The 23,144-nt window shown below is 67.2% G+C and carries 22 protein-coding genes and 2 riboswitches; of the genes, 8 read left to right on the top strand and 14 right to left on the bottom strand.

Annotated features, from left to right (window positions below):
- Positions 1-69: 69 nt before the first annotated feature.
- The 4 genes from ACVWZ8_RS03830 to ACVWZ8_RS03845 all read right to left on the bottom strand — a co-directional run bounded on the left by ACVWZ8_RS03830 (position 70) and on the right by ACVWZ8_RS03845 (position 4,039).
- The gene (locus ACVWZ8_RS03830) at positions 70-570 is read right to left on the bottom strand and encodes an HNH endonuclease (protein WP_426976189.1); all 501 of its coding nucleotides are present in this window, start codon (positions 568-570) and stop codon (positions 70-72) included.
- A 240-nt stretch (positions 571-810) separates the two neighbouring features.
- Positions 811-1,545, bottom strand: a complete 735-nt coding sequence (locus ACVWZ8_RS03835; protein ID WP_426976188.1) for an NlpC/P60 family protein — start codon at positions 1,543-1,545, stop codon at positions 811-813.
- Positions 1,546-1,853: 308 nt separating this feature from the next.
- Positions 1,854-2,023: riboswitch (cyclic di-AMP (ydaO/yuaA leader) on the bottom strand.
- A 135-nt stretch (positions 2,024-2,158) separates the two neighbouring features.
- Entirely contained in the window at positions 2,159-2,977 is an 819-nt protein-coding gene (locus ACVWZ8_RS03840) for a M23 family metallopeptidase (RefSeq protein WP_426976187.1), read from the bottom strand.
- A 4-nt stretch (positions 2,978-2,981) separates the two neighbouring features.
- A riboswitch (cyclic di-AMP (ydaO/yuaA leader) is annotated at positions 2,982-3,194 on the bottom strand.
- Positions 3,195-3,343: 149 nt separating this feature from the next.
- Positions 3,344-4,039 (bottom strand): metal-dependent transcriptional regulator, encoded by a 696-nt coding sequence (locus ACVWZ8_RS03845; RefSeq protein WP_426976186.1) that lies wholly within the window; start codon positions 4,037-4,039, stop codon positions 3,344-3,346.
- 331 nt (positions 4,040-4,370) lie between these two features.
- Here ACVWZ8_RS03845 and serC point away from each other — a divergent pair, with 331 nt between their 5' ends.
- Positions 4,371-5,498 (top strand): phosphoserine transaminase, encoded by a 1,128-nt coding sequence (gene serC / locus ACVWZ8_RS03850; RefSeq protein ID WP_426976185.1) that lies wholly within the window; start codon positions 4,371-4,373, stop codon positions 5,496-5,498.
- A gap of 30 nt (positions 5,499-5,528) precedes the next feature.
- Here the strand turns inward: serC and ACVWZ8_RS03855 are convergent, their stop codons facing one another.
- Genes ACVWZ8_RS03855 through ACVWZ8_RS03865 form a run of 3 tightly spaced genes read right to left on the bottom strand, consistent with a single transcriptional unit; the run spans position 5,529 to position 7,953 of the window.
- Complete coding sequence (locus ACVWZ8_RS03855) at positions 5,529-6,896, bottom strand: MFS transporter (protein WP_456503852.1); 1,368 nt, start codon at positions 6,894-6,896, stop codon at positions 5,529-5,531.
- A gap of 41 nt (positions 6,897-6,937) precedes the next feature.
- A complete protein-coding gene (locus tag ACVWZ8_RS03860) occupies positions 6,938-7,561 on the bottom strand; it encodes a DUF3027 domain-containing protein (RefSeq protein WP_456503853.1) in 624 nt (207 codons plus the stop codon).
- An 8-nt stretch (positions 7,562-7,569) separates the two neighbouring features.
- A complete protein-coding gene (locus tag ACVWZ8_RS03865; RefSeq protein ID WP_426976182.1) occupies positions 7,570-7,953 on the bottom strand; it encodes a cold-shock protein in 384 nt (127 codons plus the stop codon).
- A gap of 177 nt (positions 7,954-8,130) precedes the next feature.
- Here ACVWZ8_RS03865 and ACVWZ8_RS03870 point away from each other — a divergent pair, with 177 nt between their 5' ends.
- Genes ACVWZ8_RS03870 through ACVWZ8_RS03880 form a run of 3 tightly spaced genes read left to right on the top strand, consistent with a single transcriptional unit; the run spans position 8,131 to position 12,513 of the window.
- The gene (locus ACVWZ8_RS03870; RefSeq protein WP_456503854.1) at positions 8,131-8,364 is read left to right on the top strand and encodes a hypothetical protein; all 234 of its coding nucleotides are present in this window, start codon (positions 8,131-8,133) and stop codon (positions 8,362-8,364) included.
- 10 nt (positions 8,365-8,374) lie between these two features.
- The gene (locus tag ACVWZ8_RS03875) at positions 8,375-10,870 is read left to right on the top strand and encodes a helicase-associated domain-containing protein (RefSeq protein WP_426976180.1); all 2,496 of its coding nucleotides are present in this window, start codon (positions 8,375-8,377) and stop codon (positions 10,868-10,870) included.
- Positions 10,867-12,513 carry a DNA repair helicase XPB gene (locus ACVWZ8_RS03880; RefSeq protein ID WP_426976179.1) on the top strand — a complete coding sequence of 549 codons (1,647 nt, stop codon included), beginning with the start codon at positions 10,867-10,869 and terminating at the stop codon, positions 12,511-12,513. Before ACVWZ8_RS03875 ends, ACVWZ8_RS03880 begins: the two co-directional genes overlap by 4 nt.
- Here the strand turns inward: ACVWZ8_RS03880 and ACVWZ8_RS03885 are convergent.
- A complete protein-coding gene (locus ACVWZ8_RS03885; RefSeq protein WP_426976178.1) occupies positions 12,510-13,724 on the bottom strand; it encodes a phosphotransferase in 1,215 nt (404 codons plus the stop codon). The genes ACVWZ8_RS03880 and ACVWZ8_RS03885 overlap by 4 nt on opposite strands.
- 62 nt (positions 13,725-13,786) lie before the next feature.
- Here ACVWZ8_RS03885 and ACVWZ8_RS03890 point away from each other — a divergent pair, with 62 nt between their 5' ends.
- The 4 genes from ACVWZ8_RS03890 (at position 13,787) to ACVWZ8_RS03905 (ending at position 17,104) form a co-directional block, all read left to right on the top strand.
- Entirely contained in the window at positions 13,787-14,242 is a 456-nt protein-coding gene (locus ACVWZ8_RS03890) for a MarR family winged helix-turn-helix transcriptional regulator (protein ID WP_456503855.1), read from the top strand.
- Between the two features lie 54 nt (positions 14,243-14,296).
- Positions 14,297-15,007, top strand: a complete 711-nt coding sequence (locus tag ACVWZ8_RS03895; protein ID WP_426979812.1) for a response regulator transcription factor — start codon at positions 14,297-14,299, stop codon at positions 15,005-15,007.
- 2 nt (positions 15,008-15,009) lie between these two features.
- On the top strand, positions 15,010-16,554 hold the full coding sequence (locus ACVWZ8_RS03900) for an ATP-binding protein (RefSeq protein ID WP_456503856.1): 1,545 nt from the start codon (positions 15,010-15,012) through the stop codon (positions 16,552-16,554).
- Positions 16,555-16,816: 262 nt separating this feature from the next.
- Positions 16,817-17,104: a WXG100 family type VII secretion target gene (locus ACVWZ8_RS03905; RefSeq protein ID WP_426976175.1), complete on the top strand. Its 288-nt coding sequence runs from the start codon at positions 16,817-16,819 to the stop codon at positions 17,102-17,104.
- 29 nt (positions 17,105-17,133) lie between these two features.
- Here ACVWZ8_RS03905 and ACVWZ8_RS03910 read toward each other — a convergent pair whose 3' ends face one another.
- The 6 genes from ACVWZ8_RS03910 to ACVWZ8_RS03935 all read right to left on the bottom strand — a co-directional run bounded on the left by ACVWZ8_RS03910 (position 17,134) and on the right by ACVWZ8_RS03935 (position 23,055).
- Entirely contained in the window at positions 17,134-18,141 is a 1,008-nt protein-coding gene (locus ACVWZ8_RS03910; protein ID WP_456503857.1) for an RNase H family protein, read from the bottom strand.
- Between the two features lie 220 nt (positions 18,142-18,361).
- The gene (gene groL / locus ACVWZ8_RS03915) at positions 18,362-19,999 is read right to left on the bottom strand and encodes a chaperonin GroEL (RefSeq protein ID WP_456503858.1); all 1,638 of its coding nucleotides are present in this window, start codon (positions 19,997-19,999) and stop codon (positions 18,362-18,364) included.
- A gap of 315 nt (positions 20,000-20,314) precedes the next feature.
- The gene (locus ACVWZ8_RS03920) at positions 20,315-21,595 is read right to left on the bottom strand and encodes an ABC transporter substrate-binding protein (RefSeq protein ID WP_456505900.1); all 1,281 of its coding nucleotides are present in this window, start codon (positions 21,593-21,595) and stop codon (positions 20,315-20,317) included.
- 74 nt (positions 21,596-21,669) lie between these two features.
- Complete coding sequence (locus tag ACVWZ8_RS03925) at positions 21,670-21,873, bottom strand: cold-shock protein (RefSeq protein ID WP_306913114.1); 204 nt, start codon at positions 21,871-21,873, stop codon at positions 21,670-21,672.
- 159 nt (positions 21,874-22,032) lie between these two features.
- On the bottom strand, positions 22,033-22,656 hold the full coding sequence (locus ACVWZ8_RS03930; RefSeq protein WP_456503859.1) for a LytR C-terminal domain-containing protein: 624 nt from the start codon (positions 22,654-22,656) through the stop codon (positions 22,033-22,035).
- An 81-nt stretch (positions 22,657-22,737) separates the two neighbouring features.
- Complete coding sequence (locus ACVWZ8_RS03935; protein WP_456503860.1) at positions 22,738-23,055, bottom strand: DUF3263 domain-containing protein; 318 nt, start codon at positions 23,053-23,055, stop codon at positions 22,738-22,740.
- Between the last annotated feature and the right edge of the window lie 89 nt (positions 23,056-23,144).

Here is a 23,144-nt window from a genome sequence, read left to right on the forward strand (position 1 = left end):
GCGGTGCCACGCGGCCCCGGCCCGGGCCCGGGCCGCAACAGGGCCCGGCAGAAAGGTCAAGCAAACGAATCAGGCCGCGGATTCCGGCAGCAGGAACGGATCCCAGGCCGGCGCCGGCTTTTCCAGTTCCTTAATCTGCCAGGTGGTGCCCTTCGGCGGCCCCGGGACAAAGCCGAGCCTCCAGCCCATCTCGGCGGGGGTGTGGTCACCCTTGGCGTTGTTGCACCGCAGGCAGGCAGCCACGAGGTTTTCCCAGGAATCGGCACCGCCCCTGGACTTGGGCTGGATGTGATCAATGGTGTGGGCCGCTTTGCCGCAGTAAGCGCAGCGCTGTCCGTCCCGGCGAAGCACACCCCGGCGGCTGACCGCCGTCACGGTGTTGTACCGGGGCCGGATGTAGCGGTGGAGCAGGATCACCGACGGCCGGCCCAGGATGTCCTGGGGACCAACGACGGGATCGTCGCCTTCGGCCACCACACTGGCCTTTCCGGTAAGCACGAGAACGAGCGCCCGGCGGAAGGTGACTACCGCGAGCGGTTCATATCCAGCATTCAGAACGAGAGTGCGCATCCGCATACCTCTTCACGGCCGCACCCGCCAGGGGCACGAGGGCCGGCTGCCCTCTGCATGGTCGGGCTATGGATCGACACCACAAGAGTAAACACCCCAAGGCCGGATCACCGAATTTTTCTCCCGCAAAGGTGTGCGTGTCTGCCGGAGATGGCCGGGCAGACAGGTGAGGACCCCCGCCACAGGGGCGGGGGTCCTCTTCCTGTTGAAGACTTTCAGGCTGTTTTCAGCCAGAGGCGATTAAGCGCCGACGCGGATGAAGACCGGTCCGGAGCCGACGTTGACGCTGTTCAGTGCGGTGGTTCCGCCGTTCCAGCCGCCGTGGACAGCCATGCCGTTGCCGACGTAGACAGCGATGTGGGCCATGCCCACGCCACCGTTCTGGTAGTACGCCAGGTCGCCCGGACGAGCTTCGGCGGCGCCCACTGTGCGGCCCAGGGACAGGTAACCTGCCGGCCAGCCGTGGTAGTTGACGCCCGCCGCAGCCAGGGCGTTCGTGACCAGTGCGGTGCAGTCCTGCGCAACTCCGAGCTGGGCGTAGGCGGCGGCAGCGATGGAAGCACCGGCGCCGCTGGCAACGGAGAGTCCCTGCGTCGAGGCCGAGGCGCCGGCGGTCCCGGCCTGGGAGTCCTGGACGTTGACGACGGGCTTTGCGGCCTCGACGACGGGAGCAGGTGAGGTGGAAACGGCCGGCTTCTCGTAGGAGATTGCAATGGTGGATGCCGCCGAGATCGTTGCCGGGGTGCCCGACTGGACTTCGAGGGCCGAAGCGGAGGTGGATTCGCGCTGAACGTTGGTCTCGGCAGCGTTGGCTGCGATTCCGCTGGTCAGGACAAGCCCGGAAGCGGCAGCGACGACTGCGGCCTGGCGGCCCATGGTGCCGGCGTTGTCGCCGACGGCCTTGGCAATGACAGCAAGCGAGCTGGTCTTGGTGACCTCGGCGCGGTGCCGTGCAGTATTTGCACGAGTAGTCATTAAGTTCTCTCTTTCGTGATCCTTGGACCGCACTTTTCAGGCGCGGACAGAGGACGCTCCGGCATCTTGGGGGTACGCCGGATCGCCCCGAATGGGTTACTTAGCGAAGGGTGTACTGCGAAGACGCGCCAAAAGCGGGAACTGCTTGCAGGTGCTTGGCCTGCGGGCCGGACTCAGCAGAGATTGAGTCGGCGGGGTGAGATCCATTCCGGGCGCCGGCAAGGGCAGCACGGGACGTGGATTTCAGCGGGCTCGAATGAGCCGCGCAAGCGCGGTGACGCGCAGCATTGTGGCGTGAAGACACGAAAGTAGCCTCTCCCAATGCCTGCGAGGTGAGCTGTCGGATTCGGATGGGAGTCACCCGGCCGCGCTGCTTCCTGGGAAGCTTTGCGACTTAACCCCAAGGTCTTCTTGCGAAGACCAAAATTGGTTCCCCCGCCCCTGCCAGACGATGTAATGCGAACGGACCTTGAGCGGTGGCAGAGCTAGGCAATCCACTCAAGAGCGCCAACTTCGGAGAAGTTGGCGTACTTCATACGGTACAGCAGTTGGGATTCAATGTCACATTCAGATCACGGCGTGTCATAAGAATGCGAGAGTCATCCATCGGCTTTTAGAGCCAGCCAGTGGGGTCCACGACGTCGCCGTTGACCATCACTTCGAAGTGCAGGTGGCACCCGGTGGAGGCGCCGGTTGTCCCGCTCATGGCCACAAGATCGCCGCGTGAGACCGTCTGGCCAACACGGACGCTGGCTGAGGACAGATGGTTGTAGGTGGTCTCCAGACCGTTGCCGTGATCGATCACCACGCGGTTGCCGCCGCCGAAGGGATGCCAGCCGGTGAACGTGACGGTGCCGCTGGCGGCCGCGTGGACCGCCGTTCCGCACTGCGCGGCGTAGTCCTGGCCGCGGTGGAACTCGCCGGAACCGCCGGTGATGGGACTGACGCGGTAGCCGAAGGGCGAGGCGGAAACCATCTGGTCCAGCGGTGCGCCCAGGCTGCCGGAAGAAGCGGCGCGCGTGATGCTGCCCGCGGACTGTGCGCTCAGCAACTGCTTCAGCTTGCCGTCGGGATCGCCCTTGGTGGTCACGGCAGTCCGGCTGAAGTCGATCTTGGCGGCGGAGGCGGCCGTCACATTCGGCTGCGCCGCCGCGGAGACCGAGCCCGACGAGGCGTCGGTAGCCATGACCGGGCCGGTGGCGGGGACGGCGACCGTCAGGACCAGACCCGTAGCAGCCAGGGCAATGCCGGCCTTCTGCCCCACACCACTGGCGGCGGCAAATTCCGTTACCTGGCGGAACGGGCTCCGGCGGCCGCGGCGTTCGTCGCGGTGCGCGTCACGCGGGCGGTCTGCCATAACGGCGACGGCCGGTCGCGGCTCCGGAGCGGGGCCGGTCGCACGACGGCGGCCCCGCGAGGTCTGGGTGGTCAAGAACGGTTCCTCTCTGGATAGCCTGCGAAGTTAGCTGTCGGATTCGGGTCAGAGAGATCAAAGACCCGGTCCGCCGTGAACAAGCATCCAGGCACAGGGGAATCCAAAAAGTCCCTCGGTGGAGTGTGCTTGCCGCTGGCGGACTTCACCCCAAGGCTGCTTGAAAACAGCCGGAAGTGGTTCCCCCGCCTCTGCCATAAGGTGACTCTGCGACTGATCCGCTGGCAGAGTTCGGCTTCGGATCAGGTAACGCTTTGGTATCGGTACTGGTGACTAACTATAGGCGATTAAGCCGCCCAGTAATAATCCCGTTATCTCTGCTGTGCACAACTCATGGGTCATCCCACGAGTTGTGGTTCCGGACGGTTAGCCGACGGTAACAAAGACGTGGGCGGCAACCTCGGGAGGCAGCTCGAGGGCGCCTTCGATGTCCGGAACGCGGACCGAGATGTACTCGCCGACGCGTTCCAGGGACACAAGGGCGCCGGGACGGATGCCTCCCTCGTCGAGCTGGACGAGCAGTTCCGGTTCCACCTGGATGGGCTCGGCAAGCCGGTTCACCGTGATCCGGGAATCGGCCCCGTAGCCGGCCATCGCTTCCAGCAGACTCACGACTCCGTCGGAGTAGGGCTGGGAGGGCACGCCGCCGAGCTCCGCGAGCCCGGGGATCGGATTTCCATAAGGAGAGACAGTGGGATGGTTGAGCATCTCGAAGATCCGCCGTTCCACCCGCTCGCTCATGACATGCTCCCAGCGGCAGGCTTCCTCGTGGACGTAGGCCCAGTCGAGGCCGATCACGTCGGCCAGCAGCCGCTCGGCCAGGCGGTGCTTGCGCATGACCCCGATGGCGCGTTTCCGGCCGGTTTCAGTCAACTCAAGGTGCCGGTCACCCGAAACAACCACCAGGCCGTCGCGTTCCATGCGGCCGATGGTCTGCGAGACGGTGGGGCCGGAGTGGCGCAGCCGTTCGGCGATGCGGGCGCGGAGGGCGACGATGTTCTCTTCTTCAAGTTCCAGAATGGTCCGCAGATACATCTCGGTTGTATCGATCAGATCCGTCATTCAGCTCAGCTCCTCGAGCGCCGTCCTTGCGTCATTCCCACCGTACCGCGTGCCGGTTGTAGGCAGCGTGCCCTGGCGGGAACGGCCGTACGTTCGCAGGACAGCTTAGCCTATTTTGAATTACTCCGGATAATCCCCCGGCCGCTTCAGCAGGAGCCGGGGGCTCGCGGCTTTGTCTCAATGACCGGACTATGACGGACTCTTTTCCCGCCCGCCCGGGGCAGTCAGGCAGAATGACAAGGAGGCTTCGTTGCAGCCACCCTGCCGGGCCACCTCCCAAGCAAGGGTTGTACCAGCCGCCAAGCGTTTACCAGCCGAAAATGGAGCCACTGTGAGCGACACCAGCATCACGATTCCCGCAAACCTCCTGCCCAAGGACGGCCGGTTCGGCGCCGGCCCCTCCAAGGTCCGCCCGGAACAGATGGAAGCCCTTGCCGCCTCGGCAACCCTGCTGGGAACGTCCCACCGCCAGGCGCCGGTCAAGAACCTCGTGGGCTCGGTCCGGAAGGGACTGAGCGAGTTCTTCCGCGCTCCCGATGGCTACGAGGTCATTCTGGGCGTCGGCGGTTCCACGGCGTTCTGGGACATTGCGAGCTTCGGCCTGGTGGAGACCAAGGCTCAGCACCTCTCGTTCGGCGAGTTTGGCTCGAAGTTTGCCTCGGCCACCAACAAGGCGCCGTTCCTGGCCGAATCATCCATCATCAAGTCCGAGCCTGGCACCCGTCCGGCCGCCCGCGCTGAGGCCGGCGTCGACGTCTATGCGTGGCCCCAGAACGAGACCTCAACCGGCGTGGCCGCGCCGGTCCAGCGCGTGGCCGGCGCCGATCAGGGTTCGCTCGTGCTGGTTGACGCCACGTCCGCGGCCGGCGGCCTCGACGTCGACGTGTCCGAGGCGGACGTTTACTATTTCGCCCCGCAGAAGAACTTCGCGTCCGACGGCGGTCTGTGGCTCGGCCTGTTCTCCCCCGCCGCACTGGAGCGGGCGGCACGGATCAAGGCCAGCGACCGCTGGATCCCGGATTTCCTGGACCTCCAGACGGCGATCGACAACTCCCGGTTGAACCAGACCTACAACACCCCGGCGCTGGCCACCCTGGTCACCCTGGACGCCCAGGTGCAGTGGCTCAACGCCAACGGCGGGCTGGACTTCGCCGCAGGCCGGACCGCGGACTCCGCCGGGCGGATCTACCGCTGGGCCGAAGCCTCCGACTACGCCACCCCCTTTGTCGCCAAGGCCGAGGACCGCTCCAACGTCATCGCGACGATCGACTTCGACGACGCGATCGACGCCGCGGCGATCGCCAAGGTGCTCCGCGCCAACGGCATCGTGGACACCGAGCCCTACCGCAAGCTGGGCCGCAACCAGCTCCGCATCGCGACCTTCGTGGCGATCGAGCCGGACGATGTGTCGGCGCTGCTGGAATGCATCGACTTCGTCGTGGGCGAGCTGAAGAAATAGCTCCCCCGCGAAACAGGTAACGCTGAAGCGTCAGTGATCGACGGCGTCGTCGGCGTCGTCTGGGATTCGTCCCCGGGCGGCGCCGGAAGTGCCTCCGGCGGTGCCGCCGGCGCCGCCATTTGGCCGGCCTCCGGCGGTGCCGGATTCGAGGCGGAAATGGTGCAGTCCCCGCGCCCTGCGATCGAAACGGATCCGCAACTCGCGCGCCCGGATGATCCACAGCAGGCCGGTCACGGCGGCGATGAGGCCGGAGGCTGCCGCGACGCCCATCGACCAGCGGGGCCCGGCGACATTCGCCACCCAGCCCACCAGCGGAGCGCCGATCGGGGTTCCACCCATGAAGATCGCCATGTAGAGGGCCATCACGCGGCCGCGCATCACGGGGTCGGTGGTCGTCTGGACGTAGCCGTTGGCGCTCGTCATCATCGTGATCGCGAAGAGGCCCACCGGCACCAGCGCCACGCCGAACCAGAAATAGTCGGGGGCGAGGGCGGCGACTCCTGAGGTCACTCCGAACGCGCCGGCGGCCCCGAAAATGATCCGCAGCCTGGGCTTTCCCCGGCCGGCGGAGAGCAGGGCGCCGGCGACGGAGCCGATGGCCATGATCGAATTCATCAGCCCGAAGGCGCTGGCGTCCAGGCCGAACTCGGTGCCGACCATGGCGGCGATGAACAGGACGAAGTTCAGTCCCAGGGTACCCACGATGAAAACCGCCACCAGCACCACCACGATGTCCGGCCGGAACCGCACGTAGCGCAGGCCCTCGCGGATGCGGCCCTTGCCGGCCACCGCCCGGGGAAGCTGGCGAAGCGAGGCAGTGGGGATCTTCCACAGGCTCAGCAGCATCGCCAGGAATGTGACGGTGTTGATCAGGAAGACCCAGCCCGGGCCGACCGCAACCGTGAGGATGCCGGCCACGGCGGGTCCGATCATCCTGGCCACGTTGAAGGAGGCGCTGTTGAGCGCCACAGCATTGGGCAGGTAGTCGTCCCGGACCAGCTCGGAGACGAAGGTCTGCCGCACCGGGTCATCAAGGGCGGACACCACGCCGAGCAGCAGGGCGAAGCCGTACACGTGCCAGAGCTGGGCGGCCCCGGAGACCACGAGGATGCCGAGTCCCGCGCTCAGAAGTGCCATGGCGGACTGGGTCAGTACCAGCAGCTGTTTGCGGTTGAAGCGGTCGGCCACCAGCCCTGCCACGGGCGCGAGGAAAAGTTGGGGGCCCAGTTGAAGGGCCATCGTGATGCCCATGGCTCCGGCGTCGTGCTCGGTGAGGTGGGCGAAGACCAGCCAGTCCTGGGCGGTGCGCTGCATCCAGGTCCCGATGTTGGAGATGAGCGCACCGATGAACCAGATCCGGTAGTTCGGGATGCGCAGGGACTTGAAGGTGGACGTCATGCCCGGCCCTCACCCCGCATCATCCCGAAGCGTTTCAACCCCTAGTCAGCCTCTCCGGCCGGCTGTCCGCCGGCGTCGCCGTCTGCCTCGTCTGCCTCGTCGGCGTCGTCCTCGTCGTACTCTTCGTCGGCGCCGTCGCCGTCCGCGTCGTCGGAGTCACCTTCGGGGGCGTCGGCAGCCTGCTCCGCGGCCGGGGACCCGGGGGCCTGTTCAGCGGCCTCCTCATCCTGGGCGTCCTCGGGCCGGACCCGTTCCGCCCACGGCACCCATTCAGGGGCCAGGATCGAGTCCTCAGAGGGCAGCAGGCCGAGCTCGTCGACCGTGACCACCCTGGAGCGGGAGTTGCGGGTGAGTACGGCGTACCACTGCCAGCCGCCGTAGCCGGCCAGCTTGGACTCGAAGAGGTGCGTGACGAGCCGGTCGCCCTCGCTGCGGGCGCTCAGGTGCCGGCCGATCTGCTCGGCCGGGGCGATGCTCTCCACCGCGGCGCGCGCGGCGTCGACGGCGTCGGCCAGGACGGCGTCGGGTTTGCCGGTGCGCCAGACCGGGACACCGGCGCGCGGCTTGGACCCCGCTGCTTTGGATCCGGCTGTATTTGATCCGGCTGTATCTAATCCGGCTTCGCCGGCCGCCTTAGGCGCGTTCTGCTCAGGTTCCGGTGACATCAGGTGCCTTACGCATCCAGCTCGTCGGCGACCTTACGGAGGGCGACGGCGATCGCCTTGGCCTTGCTGCCTTCCGGGTACTTGCCCGCGGAGAGTGTGCCGGAGAGGTTGTCCAGCACCGTGACCAGGTCCTGCACCAGCGGGGCAAGGTCCTTGGCGCTGGGTCGCTTGGCCTTGGCGATGGAGGGCGTCTTGTCCAGCACGCGCAGGCCCAGTGCCTGGGCGCCCTTTCGTCCGTCGGCCACGCCAAACTCCACCCGGGTCCCGGCCTTGAGTTCCATGACACCCTCCGGCAGCGCCGACTTGGGCAGGAAGACTTCCTGGCCGTCTTCCGCTGCGAGGAATCCGAAGCCCTTGTCCTTGTCATACCACTTGACCTTGCCGGTAGGCACGTAATCAACCTTCTTCGTTCTGCTGGGGACACAGCCGGCGGTCACCGCATCCGCATGGATATGCGGGTTCAAAGTATGACTGCCGGACCGTGTTCGTCTGTTCCCCCAAGGTTATCCTGCCTTCCCAACTTTGACGGCGTGAGACGCGGACGAAGCCGGACTGTTAGCGTTGCCCCCATGACACCATTGCGCTTCCGGCGGCCCTTGCTGATCATTGCGGCAGCAGCCGCCGTGCTGTCTCTGCTTACAGTGGACATCGTGATGGCCATGGCGTTCAGCAATCTGGTGGCCCCGGCCTGGATCACCTCCTTGGCTCTCTACGGACTGCCCCTTGCTTTCCTGCTGATGCTGTTGCTCGTGGTGGACGGTGTCGCGGCCCGGCGCCGGACGCGCGAGCCGGGTGAAAGGTAACGTTGGACTGATGTCCCTTATTCGCGCGCTCAGCAAGGAACTGGAGGCACGCAGCGACGACTCGTTGCGGGCCTTGTTCTCCGCGCGGCCGGACCTCATCTCCCCCGGTGTTCCGGACTTCGCCGCCCTCGCCGCCCGGGCGAGCGGCCGGGTGAGCGTGCAGCGCGCCCTGGAGCGGCTTAACCGCCCGGAGATGCAGGCGCTGGAAACGCTGCACCTGTGCACCAACACCGACACCGGCCACAGCGCTTCGTCCGCGATGCTGAAGAAGCTGATCAACGGCTCCTCCCTGACATCGATCGACAGGTTGCTGCATTCGCTGCAGGAGCTGGCGCTCGTGCACCGGGCCGAGCCCCCGCACGGCGTCGCTCCGGCCGCCGCCGCGCGGCAGCGTTACTACCTTCCGGTCGGCTGCCTCAAAGACGTCATCGGCATCTACCCGGCCGGGCTGGGGCGCAGCTACACCGAGCTCGTGCGGCTCCAGCCCGCGTTTGCCCAACGCGTGGTCCAGCTCGTCGGGGAGCTGCACCGCAGCGGCGCCGCCATCTCCCCCGCCACCACGCCGATGGAGGCGGCCCTGTCGCTGCAGCACTGGACAGCCTCGCCCGAATCCCTCCAGCAGATCCTTGCCACCGCCCCGGAACGCACGACGGCGCTGCTCGCCCGGTTCGGGAACTGGGCCATGGGTGCCGTACCCCAGGCGCAGCGCCGCGCTTCCGTGGCCACCGAAGGCTCCGACGTCGGACCCGTGGACTGGCTGCTGGGCCGGGGTCTGCTGGTGCCGCTGGACGCCGCCCACGTGGAACTTCCGCACAGCGTCGGCGTCTCGCTGCGCGGCGGCTTCGTCATTGAGAACTTCGCGCTGGCCCCCCCGGTGCCCCGGCTGGGTTCAACGAGCGCTGCGCTGCGCCGCAACGCCGCCCTGGGAGCGATCGCCGAAACCCTTCGCCTCGTCGGCGAGTTGCTCTACATCGCCCGTGAACAACCGCTGGTCACCCTGCGCAGCGGCGGTGTGGGGGTGCGGGAGTTGAAGCGCCTGGCCGATTCACTGCGGATCGAGCTGCACGAGGCCGGCGTTCTGGCCGAGCTGTGCGCCCTCGCCGGCCTGCTGCGCCTCGACGTCGACAGCTCCGCCTGGGTCCAGCCGCCCCAGCTGGAGTGGCTGACGCTGCCGCGCCAGGAGCAATGGCTCTGGCTGGTCAACGCCTGGCTCGCCAGCGAGCGTGCTCCCTCGCTCGTCGGTCAGCCCGTGAACGGCGGCGCGCCGGGACCGGCCGCACACCGTGGCCCGGCAGGCACCACCATCAATGCGCTCTCAGCCGAGGCCCAGCGGCCGGACGCCCCCGTAGTCCGGAAACGGATACTGGAAATCCTGAATGAACTCACCCAGGAAGCCTCGGCGCCGGACGGGCAGGCTCCGGTGCTGGACGCCGCGGCCGTCCTGGAACGCGCCGACTGGGCACAGCCCCGGATGGCCCGGCGCTTCAGCTCGCTGATCCGCGGTGTCCTGGCCGAGGCCGAAATGCTCGGTCTCATCGGCTCCGGCGCCCTGAGCCAGATCGGGGCGGCAATCGCGGCCGAGCAGCCCGACGATGCCCTCGGCATCCTGGGCGAGCACCTGCCCGCCGCACTGAACCACGTGTTGCTGCAGGCCGACCTGACCGCAGTGGCACCCGGCTACCTCGCCCCGGAACTGAGCGAGAGACTCCTGACCATGGCCGACGCCGAGGGCCAGGGGCCGGCCACGATCTACCGCTTCTCCGTCTCCTCAGTCCGCCGGGCGCTCGACGCCGGCCAGGACGCCGGGGCCCTGCTGGACTTCCTGCGCCAGCATTCGGCCACGGACATCCCGCAGCCGCTCAGCTACCTGATCGAAGACACCGCCGCCCGCCACGCCAGCCTCCGCGTCGGCGCCGCCGCCAGCTTCATCCAGAGCGACGATGAAACGGCGCTGCTGGAGCTGCTCAATACCTCCGCTGCGGCCGGCCTGGGCCTGACGCGCATCGCACCCACCGTGCTGATCTCCCAGGCCGCGCCCCGGGAAACCGCGCAGCTGCTCCGGAGCCTGGGGCTGTCCCCGGCGCTGGAGGAGCCCGAGTCCGCTGTCCTCCGGTTGCGCCGCGGCACCGCCGTTCCCGGCTCCGCGCGCCCGGTGTACACCGCCCCGCGCACAGCCCCGCCGGCAGCCGACGTCGACGCCCAACTCTCTGTGCTGCGCAGCGGGCGCCCGGCAGCCGGCGGGTCCGGGGGCCATCCCGCCGCGTCTCCCGGCAGCGAGGAGGCCACCCAGCTGGGGCTGGAAACCCTGCTGAAGGCGATCAGGCTCAAACAGCGGGTGGTCATGAACGTGGTGGACAGCCTGGGGAATGCCAACCGCGAAACGGTTGTTCCGGTAGCTGTAAACGGCGGACGCGTGCGGGTCTTTGACCCGGAGAAGGAAACCGAACGCGTCCTGTCCATCCACCGGATTATTGACGTAGAAGCCGCTGAGGAATTGCTCCAGTGAATGACGGACCGCTGATCGTCCAGAGTGACAAAACCATCCTGCTTGAGGTCGACCACGAACTGGCCACCGAAGCACGCCACGCCATCGCCCCCTTCGCCGAACTGGAGCGCGCCCCGGAACACATGCACAGCTACCGGCTGACGCCGCTGGGCCTCTGGAACGCCCGGGCCGCAGGGCTCGACGCCGAAAAGGTCCTGGACACGCTGTTGAAGTACTCCCGGTTCCCGGTGCCGCATTCCCTGCTGATCGACGTCGAAGAGACCATGTCCCGCTACGGCCGGCTGCGGCTCGAGAAGGATCCCCAGCACGGCCTCGTGATGCGCACCTCCGACTACCCGGTGCTCGAGGAGGTCAGCCGCGCCAAGAAGATCGCTCCCCTGCTGGGCGCGCGGATCGACGGCGAGACCGTGGTGGTGCATTCCTCCCAGCGCGGTCAGCTCAAGCAGCTGCTGCTCAAGATCGGCTGGCCTGCCGAGGACCTGGCCGGCTACGTCGATGGCACGCCCCATCCGATCATGCTGGACGAGTCCGGCTGGAAGCTCCGCCCGTACCAGCAGCTGGCGATGGAGAACTTCTGGGCCGGCGGCAGCGGCGTCGTCGTGCTTCCCTGCGGAGCCGGCAAAACGCTGGTAGGCGCGGCGGCGATGGCCACGAGTTCCACCACCACCCTCATCCTGGTGACGAACACGGTGTCCGCCCGGCAATGGAAGGACGAGCTGCTCAAGCGGACGTCCCTCACCGAGGAGGAGATCGGCGAATACTCCGGCTCCCTCAAGGAAGTCCGTCCCGTCACGATCGCGACCTACCAGGTGCTGACCACCAAGCGCGGCGGCCTGTATTCCCATCTGGAGCTTCTGGACGGCAATGACTGGGGGCTCATCATCTACGACGAGGTCCACCTGCTGCCTGCCCCGATCTTCCGGATGACGGCGGACCTGCAGGCACGACGCCGGCTCGGCCTCACCGCCACCCTGGTCCGCGAGGACGGGCGCGAGGGCGAGGTCTTCAGCCTGATCGGCCCCAAGCGTTACGACGCGCCGTGGAAGGACATCGAGGCCCAGGGCTACATCGCTCCGGCGGACTGCGTGGAGGTCCGGATCGATCTCCCGCGCGATGAACGCGTGGCCTATGCGATGGCCGAGGACGCGGACAAGTACCGCCTGTGCGCCACTTCGGAGTCCAAGACGCTCGTGGTGGAACAGCTCGTGGCCGAGCATGCCGGCGAGCAGCTGCTCGTGATCGGGCAGTACATCGACCAGCTGGACGAGATCGGCGAACGCCTCCGGGCCCCGGTAATCAAGGGCGACACCTCCGTGAAGGATCGCCAGAAGCTCTTCGACGCCTTCCGCGCCGGCGAGGTCCAGACCCTCGTGGTGTCCAAGGTCGCCAACTTCTCGATCGACCTGCCCGAGGCCTCCGTCGCAATCCAGGTCTCCGGCTCCTTCGGCTCCCGCCAGGAGGAAGCCCAGCGCCTGGGCCGGCTGCTGCGGCCCAAGAAGGACGGCCGCGCGGCCCGGTTCTATTCCCTCGTTGCCCGGGACACCCTGGACCAGGACTTCGCGGCCAAGCGCCAGCGCTTCCTGGCCGAGCAGGGCTACGCGTACCGGATCATGGATGCCAAGGACGTGGGCACGGCGAGCTAGCAGCGTTCCTTGTCCGTAGCAGCGAGCAGCTCCAGGATGAAGCGGGCCATCTCCACCCGCCCGGACACCAGGGAGCGCAGCTCGGCGGAGTCCGGTTCCGCCAGCCGCTGCGTTGCGACCGCGGCCAGGCCGGTGAAAAGCGCCATGGAGGCGGCGTGGCCGCGACTGACGTGCGCTTCGGCCACCGGGGTCCCGGACTCGGCGAGCCCCTCGCAGTAGGCGGCCAGGCACAGCGGTTCGAGCCGGTACAGCTCGCTGCCGTGCAGCTGGCCCTGGTTAACCCACCCGGCGAGCAGTTGGCTGAGATCGAACCCCACGCAGGCGAAGCCGTACATGCCCCAGTCGATCACAGTGAACCCTGCATCTCCGGCGCTGCCGGCCGGCCCGGCGTCAGGGTTGATCAGCAGGTTCTGGGGGCTGGCGTCACCGTGGGCCGGAAGGGTGGGAAGCGCCGCAATAATGTCGAGCAGACCGCGCGCGCGTTCCGCCAGGCCGCGCAGGCCGGTGATCAGCTGCGCGTCTGCGGCGGCGGCCACCGCCGGGTGCGCCCAGAGTTCGGCTCCCTGGATGCCCGGAATGAACACCGCTGACGCCACGCCGTCCAGATAGAACTTCAGCCCCTGCACATCGCGGATGGCACTCCCGGCGGGACCGCGCTCCCGCACCTGCCGGCTGCCGGCCAGCCGGCCCAGGAATCGGGCGGCGCCGGCGAAGCGGTGGTCCGTCCACGCCGCGGCGGGGGCCTCGGCCACGTCCTCCATCCAGATGGCGATGCGCTGCGGATCGACCTCGGCCACGCGGTAGATGCGCGGCATCCGTCCGCCGCGGGGCAGGAGGGCCGGCAGATCGGAGCCGTAGACCAGGGCTTCCGTTTGCCAGGGGAACCGCTCCAGCAGCCCGCTTCTCAGTGGTTCGGGAACCTGACCGATCCCGGACCAGAGCAGCGGCGACTGGATAAGCTTCACCACTACGCTGAAGGGGACGACGCCGATACTCCCGCGCGGGCCCCCGCAGCTGGTGCGTGCGGTCCCCCGTACCCGCCACAGCCCGCCCGTGGTCATGTTGTACACCGGCGCCAGCGGCGCTGCATCGGCGGAGAGCAGCTCCACCCGGGATTCACCGAGGCACGCGGCTGCGATTGCGGCGAGTTCCCGCGGCTCCGGGACCGCTACGCCCAGGATGTCCATGTTGTCCAGAACTGCAGCCGTCATGACGATCCTCGCAGCGCTCCGTTGGTAAACTACATTTACTACGCTGATGGTAAAGTAAGTTTATGATCGACGTCAATGGGCCCGGGCAGCAACCCGCCGCGGAACCCCACATCGCCGGCCTGCTCGCCGGGGCGTTCAACAGCTTCCGTGCCGAAATTTCAGCGCATTCACTGCCGGGACTGCGGCCCTCGCACTACCGCGTGATGGCACTCATCCCGCCGGAAGGGCTGCGGCTTTCGCTGCTTGCCCAGCGGGCCGCCATCACGAAGGCGGGCATCGGCCAGTTCATGAAGCACCTGGAGCGGGAGGGGTACGTCCGGATCACCCCGGACCCTTCCGACTCACGGGCCAAAATCGCCACGCTCACCCCGGCCGGCGAGGCCGCCGTCGAGCTTTCCCTGCGGATCATTGCGGAGACGGAGCAGAAATGGGCCGCCGCCCTGGGGGCGAAGCGGTACCAGGAGCTGCGCCGCGCCCTCAATGAGGTCAGCCTGCTGACGCCACGCAACGATCCATAAAACATACATCTGCCATTCAGAAAACTCCCAGAGTCTGGGAGCATCATGGGAGTTATGAAAAAGAACGGTCCAGAAGCCAAGCTCCTCGTCGTCGATGATGAACCGAACATCCGCGAGCTGCTCTCCACGTCGCTCCGCTTCGCCGGCTTTGAGGTGGTCTCCGCGGGCAACGGGCGCGAGGCGCTGGCCGCGGCGGAGCTCCACTCCCCCGACCTCGCCGTGCTGGATGTCATGCTGCCGGACATGGACGGCTTCACCGTCACCCGCCGGCTGCGCGCCGCGGGCAAGCACTTTCCTGTGCTCTTCCTGACCGCGAAGGACGACACCGAGGACAAGGTCATGGGGCTGACGGTGGGCGGCGACGACTACGTCACCAAGCCGTTCAGCCTCGACGAAGTGGTGGCGCGCATCCGTGCCGTGCTGCGCCGCACCCAGCCGCTGCAGGACGACGACGCCGTCATCCGCGTGGATGACCTGGCGCTCGACGACGACGCCCACGAGGTACGCCGCGGCGGCACCGTGATCGAGCTCTCCCCCACCGAATTCAAACTCCTGCGCTACCTCATGCTCAACCCCAACCGTGTCCTGTCCAAGGCCCAGATCCTGGACCACGTCTGGGAATACGATTTCAACGGTGACGCGTCGATCGTGGAGTCCTATATTTCCTACCTGCGCCGCAAGGTGGACATCGATCCGGACGCCCCGGCCCTGATCCAGACCAAGCGCGGCGTGGGCTACGTGCTGCGGACGGCAGAGAAGCGCTGACCTTGCTGCACCGTTGGAAATCGGCCTCGCTGAGGTCGCAGCTCGTCGCCATCATGACAGCCCTGATGCTGGTGGCGCTCACCGCCACCGGCGCCGGCACCCTGACGCTGCTGCACAGCTACCTGCAGGGCCAGGTGGACGACAAGCTCAAGGCCGCCGTCGATTCCGTGCGCCAGCAAAAGTCCTTCAGCCAACTGCAGGAGCAGAACCCGAACATTCCCACCGACTATTCCCTGATGCTCTTCAGCCCCGGACTGCCGCCCTATCCGTTCGGTGGCGACAAGGAATCACACCCGGACATCAAGAATATTTCCGCCGCCGAGGCCAGGGTGCGCCAGCAGGCGCCCTATCAGGTCCGCGGAACCGACGATCGCAACTGGCGGGTCGTGGCCCTCAGCGTGGTCGACAGCAACGAGCGCACCTCCGTGGTGGTGATCGGGCTCCCGCTCGCGCCGGTGGATTCGGTGATGGAACACGCCGTCCTGGTGATGGTCGGCGTCGGGCTGCTGACCCTGGTGCTGGCCTTCTTCATCGCCACTTGGAGTATCTCCCGGTCCTTCCGGCCGTTGGCGCGGGTGGAAAAGACCGCGGCGGCCATCGCCGCCGGTGACCTCTCGAGGCGGGTGGAAATCGAAAACCCCAACACCGAGGTGGGCAGGCTCGGCAGCTCACTCAACGCCATGCTGGCGCATATCGAAACGGCCTTCGCCGCCCGCATGGCGTCCGAGTCGCGGATGCGTCGTTTCGCCGCCGATGCCTCCCACGAGCTGCGGACCCCGCTCGTCACCATCCGCGGGTTCTCGGAGCTGTACCGGCACGGCGCACTATCCACTCCGGAGGACGTAGCCACCGCCATGGGGCGGATCGAAAGTGAAGCAAAGCGGATGGGCACCATGGTGGAGGACCTGCTGCTGCTGGCCCGCATCGATGAGCAGCGGCCGCTGCAGCAGAAGCCCGCTGACCTGTTGCTGCTCGCCCACGACGCCATGGTGGACACCCAGGCCAGCGAGCGCAGCCGCACCATCTCGCTCACGGGGCTCGACGGCGGTCCCGCCGGCCCGGCGCCCGTGCTGGGCGACGAGGCGAAACTGCGGCAGGTGGTCGGCAACCTCGTCGGCAACGCCTTGCGCTACACGCCGGAGGGCACCCCCATTGAACTCGCCGTCGGCGTCCGGACGTCCGAGGACGGATCGCGGCAGTCCGTTTTCGAGGTCCGGGACCACGGCCCCGGAGTGCCCGACGAGGAAGCTTCCCGGGTCTTCGAGCGGTTCTACCGCGCGGACACGTCACGGACCAGGGAAACAGGCGGCAGCGGGCTCGGGCTCGCGATCGTGGCGGCCATCGTCGGCTCGCACTCCGGCACGGTCCGGGTCGAGAAGACCGACGGCGGGGGCGCCACCCTCGTGGTCAGCCTTCCGTTCCTGGACGAAGCCGCGGCCGACGACACCGTGTCGGATGAGGCCAGGGCAGCCCACGCACCGTCAGAGGAAACTGTGTCAGCCGACGCACCGACGAGCGCCGGCCCCGGAGCCTCAGCCGACGCCTGATTCCTGATCGGGGCCCCCGGCTCCTGTCTTCGGCCGGCCTCATTGGCTGGGGCTCTTCGGCCGGCCTCATGGGCTGGGGCTCTTCGTCTGGGCTCTTCCGCACGCCGGTTGTCCACATAGCCGAATCGGCCGCGGGCCGCGTTGGTCTCCCCGGCCTACGCTCGTTGTGTCCGGAAAGTCCGGACGGGGCAGCCCCCTTCCGGCGTCGCCTTCGTGACGTTGGAGCGGGGCTGCTTCCAGGCACCGTCGAGAGGCTACCCCCATGAGCATCATCTCCGTCGACACGGAACTACTCCAGCTCAAGTCAGCGAATGTGAAGGCCACAGTCGAGCGGATCAGCGCGGACGTCCAAGCCATGAAGCGCGGCCTGGACGAGCTGCAGGCCAGCTGGCGAGGCTCCGCGGCCAGCAACTTCCAAGCCCTCGTCGCAGAGTGGACCCTGACCCAAGGCAGGGTTGAGTCGTCCCTGGCGTCCATCAATCTGGCGCTCAATTCGGCGGCGGCCAGCTATGACCAGACCGAGCTGAACAACACCCAGCGCTTCAGCTGAGTGGCGCCGCACCGGCCCCGTTCCCGGCCCTAAGCCTCGGGAGTGCCCTGGTGGAAGCGGAGCCGCCATTGCGCCCCGTCATGGACCCAAAGGGAGCTGCGCAGGGTCGTTCCCGAGCGGGTATAGCTGCGGTAGGTCAGCAGGATGGCGCTCTCGCCCAGACGGTCTGCACCCAGAAGCTCCAGTTCGGTGGGTCCTTTCGGGTTCTCTTCCAGCGCCATCATCATGGCGTCCCGTGTCCAGATACGGCCCGAGCTCCCGATTTCGGTGAAGTCAGGGTGCAGCAGCACGCCGATGCGTCCGATGTCGGCCCGGGTTTCCGGAAGGAGGAGCTCGCGTTCCAGCGCTTCGACGATGGCTTCCGGGCTGGAGTCCGTGCCGGGGGCCGGCGTGGACTCCTCTTCGAGCTCGCTGAAAAGATCGGGTTCGTCGAAGGACCCGGCCTGGCCGAACAGCTCCTGCTGGCCTTCCGGCGCCGACGCCTGCCACAGGGCGGCGGGCGCGGCGGTTGGTGCGGCCTGCGGCGCGGGCGCAGGTGCGGCCTGCGGCGCGGGCGCAGTGCCCCCCGCCGTCGGGCCGAACCCTGGGCCCTGGCGGGCCGCCACGCCCTGCTGGAAGGCCGTGGCCGCCGCCCTTGCGCGGTCGTCCGCTGCCTCATTGAGGTCGTGCCCGGCGTGTCCGCGCACCCATTCAAACTTGTACTTGCGGCCAACCAGCGCCTGATCGATCTCTTTGAGCAGGTCCACGTTCATGACGGGCTTGCCGTCAGACTTGCGCCAGCCCTTGCGCTTCCAGCCCGGCATCCACTTGGTCACGGAGTTGATGACGTACTGGCTGTCGCAGAGGATGTGCAGATCCTCGCCGGGCAGGTGTGCCGTGGACCGGAACAGGTCGAGGACCGCCATCAACTCACCCTGGTTGTTGGTGCCGTGCGGCCACCCGCCGGCCCGCCAGCAGTCGTCATTCACATACCAGGCCCATCCGGCCGGACCGGGATTTCCTAAAGCCGAACCGTCGGCTGCTGCTGTAATCGTCACTGGTCTATCCTGCCAGACCTCCCGCCCGCATCTTCGCTCCCCCCATAACCGGTGAGGCGCGCCGACGTCTGTGGGAGCGTCGGGGTTGGGGCGGGCGGGTTAACGCCGACGGCGGCCCCACCCTGAGGTGAGACCGCCGTCGTCGAACTACATGTGTCGAACTATATGTGTCGAACCATACGTGTCGAACTATATGTTCAGTGGCGTAGGAGCCGGGTGGTTAGAAACCGCCCATGCCGCCCATGCCGCCCATGTCGTCCCCGCCGCCCATGGCCGGGGAGTTCCTCTCCGGCTTGTCGGCCACAACGGCCTCGGTGGTGAGGAACAGGCCGGCGATGGAAGCCGCGTTCTGCAGGGCAGAGCGGGTGACCTTGACCGGGTCGTTGATGCCGGCAGCCAGCAGGTCGACGTACTGGCCGGTTGCAGCGTTCAGGCCGTGGCCTGCGGGCAAGCCGCGGACCTTGTCCAAAACAACGCCGGGCTCGAGGCCGGCGTTGAAGGCGATCTGCTTCAGCGGGGCGTCGATGGCAACGCGGACGATGTTCGCACCGGTTGCTTCGTCGCCTTCGAGCTGCAGGTTGGCGAATGCCTTGGCGCCAGCCTGGATCAGGGCAACGCCACCGCCGGCGACGATGCCCTCTTCAACAGCAGCCTTGGCGTTGCGGACAGCGTCCTCAATGCGGTGCTTACGTTCCTTGAGCTCGACCTCGGTTGCGGCACCGGCCTTGATGACCGCAACGCCGCCGGCCAGCTTGGCCAGGCGCTCCTGCAGCTTCTCACGGTCGTAGTCCGAATCGGAGTTCTCGATCTCGGCGCGGATCTGGGAAACGCGGCCGGCAATCTGGTCGGCGTCACCTGCACCCTCAACGATGGTGGTCTCATCCTTCGTGACAACGACCTTGCGGGCGCGGCCCAGGAGTTCGAGGCCGGCAGTCTCAAGCTTGAGGCCGACTTCCTCGGAGATGACCTGGCCACCGGTGAGGATGGCGATGTCCGCGAGCTGCGCCTTGCGGCGGTCGCCGAAGCCCGGAGCCTTGACGGCGACGGACTTGAACGTGCCACGGATCTTGTTGACAATCAGGGTGGCCAGTGCCTCGCCCTCGATGTCTTCGGCGATGATCAGCAGCGGCTTGGAAGACTGCATGACCTTTTCAAGGACAGCAACCAGATCCTTGACGCTGGAGATCTTGGAGCTGACGATCAGGATGTACGGATCCTCAAGGACCGTTTCCTGGCGCTCGGCGTCGGTGACGAAGTACGCGGAGATGTAACCCTTGTCGAAGCGCATGCCTTCGGTGAGCTCCAGCTCGAGGCCGAAGGTGTTCGACTCCTCGACGGTGATGACGCCTTCCTTGCCGACCTTGTCCAGGGCTTCGGCAATCAGGGCGCCAATCTCGTCGTCACCGGCAGAGATGGACGCCGTGGCAGCGATCTCTTCCTTGGTTTCGATTTCCTTGGCCGAAGCCAGGAGTTCGCGGGTGACGGCTTCGACAGCCTTCTCGATGCCGCGCTTAAGGGACAGGGGATCCGCTCCGGCTGCGACGTTGCGCAGGCCTTCCTTGACCAGGGCCTGTGCCAGCACCGTAGCGGTGGTGGTTCCGTCGCCGGCGACGTCGTCCGTCTTCTTGGCAACTTCCTTGACCAGCTCGGCGCCGATCTTCTCGTAAGGGTCGTCCAGCTCGATCTCCTTGGCGATGGAAACACCATCGTTGGTGATCGTGGGGGCGCCCCACTTCTTTTCGAGGACAACGTTGCGTCCACGCGGGCCGAGGGTGACCTTGACGGCGTCGGCGAGGATGTTCAGGCCCCGCTCAAGACCGCGGCGTGCCTCTTCATCAAATGCAATGATCTTGGCCATAACGGCAGTAGTCCTTTCGGGACAGTCGTTAAGAATGAACCTTGCTGCGGTGCCCGCGACGGACGATCCTTCCCCGGCGGCCTCTGTACGCCGCTGGGTCCGGGATCTCACCCAGCCTGGTATCTCTTTCGCTCCTGGTCCGGCTGCCTCACTTCGCGGCCGGTCGAACCGGGCGTCGTTTTAGCAGTCAATACGCGGGAGTGCTAAGTCAATAGTTAGCACTCCCCCGGGGAGAGTGCAAGCAGTGCGCGTCCCGCACTGGCCCGCATCGGCGCTGTGCCTGCGTTCCGCCGCCGCACAATACGCTACGAGCGATCAGCTGCCGCTGCTGCGGGCTGTTTCGCTTCCGCTCATGGTGGCCTTGTTGTCCGCGCCGTAGCCGAACACCATGTAGGCCGCCGACGTGACATCACCGTGGGAATCGAAGTTGATCAGCCCGGATTCGCCGTCGTAGTCAGGGCGCTTGCCCGCGCGCAGGACGTCGACGCACTTCTGATAGGACGTGCACACCGCAGCCTCGCCGGAGGGCTGGGCCCCGTCGGCGGTCTGGGTCCCGTTGGAGGGCTGGGCCCTGCCGCCGGAAACGGCAATCAGCCGGGACGCAATGGAGGTGCCGGCGTCGTCCTCTGCCGCGGCCGCCGCGATCGCGGCCAGGTTGACGGCGTCGTACGTTTCCGCGGCAAAGGTCATGTCTTTCAGGCCCGGATCAACGGCCACCAGTTCGCCCTGGAAGTGTGCCGACGGAAACGCCCCCGGAAGGATACCGCGGGCCCCGTCGAGGGCGCGGGAGCCGAGACCGGAGCCGTACTGGCTGACGGCGCCGTCGCTGAGGATGAGCTTGCGTCCCGCGAGGCCGGCGTTGTTCAGCTCGGCGATGGCGCCCTGCGCTCCGTCACGGGAGACGAGGACGACGGCGTCGGGAGCCGCTGCCTTGGCGGCCGCGGCCGCCTGTTGCGCCTGGCCCGGTTTGAAGGAAGCGACGGCCACGGGCCCGAGGCCGGCCTGCTTGGTGGCAGCGCCAACGGCGGTGGAGACGTCTGTGCCGTAGCTGCCTTCCTCGTACACGATGGCGAGCGTTTTGGCGCCGCCATCCTTGGCGAGTTTGACCAGGACCGGGGCCTGCGCGACATCGGCAGCGGAGGTGCGGAAATAATAGCCGCCGCCATTGTAGGTGCTCAGACCGCGCGCCGCGTTGGCAGGGGAAATCAGCGCGATCTTCGCGTTGGACAGCACATCAATGGCGCCGGGGGCACGGCTGGAGTCGGTCGGCCCGATCACGACGTCGGCTTTGGCGGCCGCTAGCGCCTTGGCCTGGGCGGCCGCGTCGGCGCTGATGGTCTCCGGCAGCAGCTCGACCGGCTTGCCCTTATGACCGCCGGCGGCATTGATTTCCTTAACGGCAAGTTTCGCGGCCGTGAGCTGGGATGCGTTGAGAAAATCCTGCTTGCCCGTGTTGTCCAGGATGAGGCCAATCCTCAGCGTGCCGTCCCCGCTGGCTTCAGCGCGCTCCACCCGGGCGCCGCCTGCGGGCGCCAGGCAACCGGCCAGGGCCAGCACCGCAGCCGCCCCCACCGCCGCGCAGCGGACCAGCCGCAGGGCAGCCGTCCGGCGCCGAACGGGGTTCAGTCCGGCAGGAACCTGCCGGACGTGCGCTGCCGCGGGGGGTTGCACTAGGCCGGCCGGACGCTTTCGGCCTGTGGGCCCTTCTCGCCCTCGCCCACTTCCAGTTCCACGCGCTGTCCTTCGTCGAGGGCGCGGTAGCCCTCCCCCACGATGGCCGACCAGTGCACGAAGACGTCGTCTCCGGAATTGTCCACGGTGATGAAGCCGTAGCCCTTTTCGGCGTTGAACCACTTGACGGTTCCCAATGCCATGGTGTCCACACTTTCAGCTAGCTTGCGGGCGGCCCACCACGATGTGCGCCGCGGAATGCGAAACGAAGTCCGCAAATACTGTACCCGCGGCAGCGCGCCGGAGTGCAGGCTGCGGACCGCGTTGGCGGCTAATAGTTATTCAGGCGTAACCGAAACCGGCTACTGGAAGCCGGGTCCCAGGACGACGACAAGCGGCATCTTGAACTCGGCCGAGTCGACAAGGGCCTGGATGCCGAGCAGCGAGGCCAAGGCTTCGGCGTTGGCCTTCTGCTCCGGCCCGGCGTAAAAAATCACGGAACCCGTCTGCGGCGCGCCGGTCCAGTTGCGCAGCGGCCCCGGGACCCAGCCGTCGGCAGCGACCCGTGCGCTCACCCGGCCCGCCAGTCCCGGGGTGCCACTGGCGTTGTAGACCGTGACGGGCTGCGTCTTGTCCACGGCGGCTCCCTCTGCCGGCGTGGCGGTGGGCGATGCGGCCCCGGACGGTGTTGCGGAGCCGGAGGCTGTCTGGCTGGTTTGAGCCGGGCTGGTGGCGCTGGGCGCCGGTGAGGCGGTGGGACTGCCGGCAGGCTGTTCCGCAGTCACGGCTGATGAGTTTCCGGCGGGGTTGAAGCCGAGCTTCGGCAGGAACAGGAAGGCCACAAGGCCGATGACCAGGGCGGCGGCGCCGACCGCCAGGATGGGACCCAGGCTGCGGCGTCGGGATTCGGCGGCTGCACGGTGCACACCCTGCCGTGTGGGGGTCTCCGGGACCCGGTCAAATTCATCCCGCGCGTATTTGGTCATGGTAAAAGCGACGTCCTTGCTGATTTCTTACGAGTTGCCAGGGCCTTTTCCGCGCAGATCGTCTGCGCATCCGGCCGTGCTTTACGCGTCTGAACCCAAGCGGCGAGCAGTGCGGGCACGTTGGCGTGACGTACGTAGTCTACGCAATCTCTTCACCAGCATGGGATCGTGGGCCAGCGCATCCTCGGTATCGATGAGCGCATTCAGGATCTGGTAATAGTGCGTCGCGGACAGATCGAAGAGCTCACGGATGGCCTGTTCTTTGGCCCCGGCGTACTTCCACCACTGCCGCTCCAAAGCCAGCATCTGCTGATCGCGGCTGCGTAGCGGCGACTCGCTGCGGAAATCCGCGGCAACTGATTCCGCCGTCGAAAGGTGCTCCGGTGCTGCTTCGGCCACGACACACTCCCTGGCTGGATCCGACAAAGGTCAGTCCCCATGCTACGGGCGAATAACAAGGTTGTCATTTGGCACCCTGCAAGAATGGA

The sequence above is a fragment of the Arthrobacter sp. UYCu723 genome (assembly GCF_054059215.1).

Bases quoted from the DNA above. Each gene is read 5' to 3' on its own strand.
- ACVWZ8_RS03830 (WP_426976189.1), bottom strand. From the start codon at position 570: ATGCGCACTCTCGTTCTGAATGCTGGATATGAACCGCTCGCGGTAGTC.
- ACVWZ8_RS03835 (WP_426976188.1), bottom strand. From the start codon at position 1,545: ATGACTACTCGTGCAAATACTGCACGGCACCGCGCCGAGGTCACCAAG.
- ACVWZ8_RS03845 (WP_426976186.1), bottom strand. From the start codon at position 4,039: ATGACGGATCTGATCGATACAACCGAGATGTATCTGCGGACCATTCTG.
- ACVWZ8_RS03855 (WP_456503852.1), bottom strand. From the start codon at position 6,896: ATGACGTCCACCTTCAAGTCCCTGCGCATCCCGAACTACCGGATCTGG.
- ACVWZ8_RS03860 (WP_456503853.1), bottom strand. From the start codon at position 7,561: ATGTCACCGGAACCTGAGCAGAACGCGCCTAAGGCGGCCGGCGAAGCC.
- ACVWZ8_RS03870 (WP_456503854.1), top strand. From the start codon at position 8,131: ATGACACCATTGCGCTTCCGGCGGCCCTTGCTGATCATTGCGGCAGCA.
- ACVWZ8_RS03875 (WP_426976180.1), top strand. From the start codon at position 8,375: ATGTCCCTTATTCGCGCGCTCAGCAAGGAACTGGAGGCACGCAGCGAC.
- ACVWZ8_RS03885 (WP_426976178.1), bottom strand. From the start codon at position 13,724: ATGACGGCTGCAGTTCTGGACAACATGGACATCCTGGGCGTAGCGGTC.
- ACVWZ8_RS03890 (WP_456503855.1), top strand. From the start codon at position 13,787: ATGATCGACGTCAATGGGCCCGGGCAGCAACCCGCCGCGGAACCCCAC.
- ACVWZ8_RS03895 (WP_426979812.1), top strand. From the start codon at position 14,297: ATGAAAAAGAACGGTCCAGAAGCCAAGCTCCTCGTCGTCGATGATGAA.
- ACVWZ8_RS03905 (WP_426976175.1), top strand. From the start codon at position 16,817: ATGAGCATCATCTCCGTCGACACGGAACTACTCCAGCTCAAGTCAGCG.
- groL (WP_456503858.1), bottom strand. From the start codon at position 19,999: ATGGCCAAGATCATTGCATTTGATGAAGAGGCACGCCGCGGTCTTGAG.
- ACVWZ8_RS03925 (WP_306913114.1), bottom strand. From the start codon at position 21,873: ATGGCATTGGGAACCGTCAAGTGGTTCAACGCCGAAAAGGGCTACGGC.
- ACVWZ8_RS03930 (WP_456503859.1), bottom strand. From the start codon at position 22,656: ATGACCAAATACGCGCGGGATGAATTTGACCGGGTCCCGGAGACCCCC.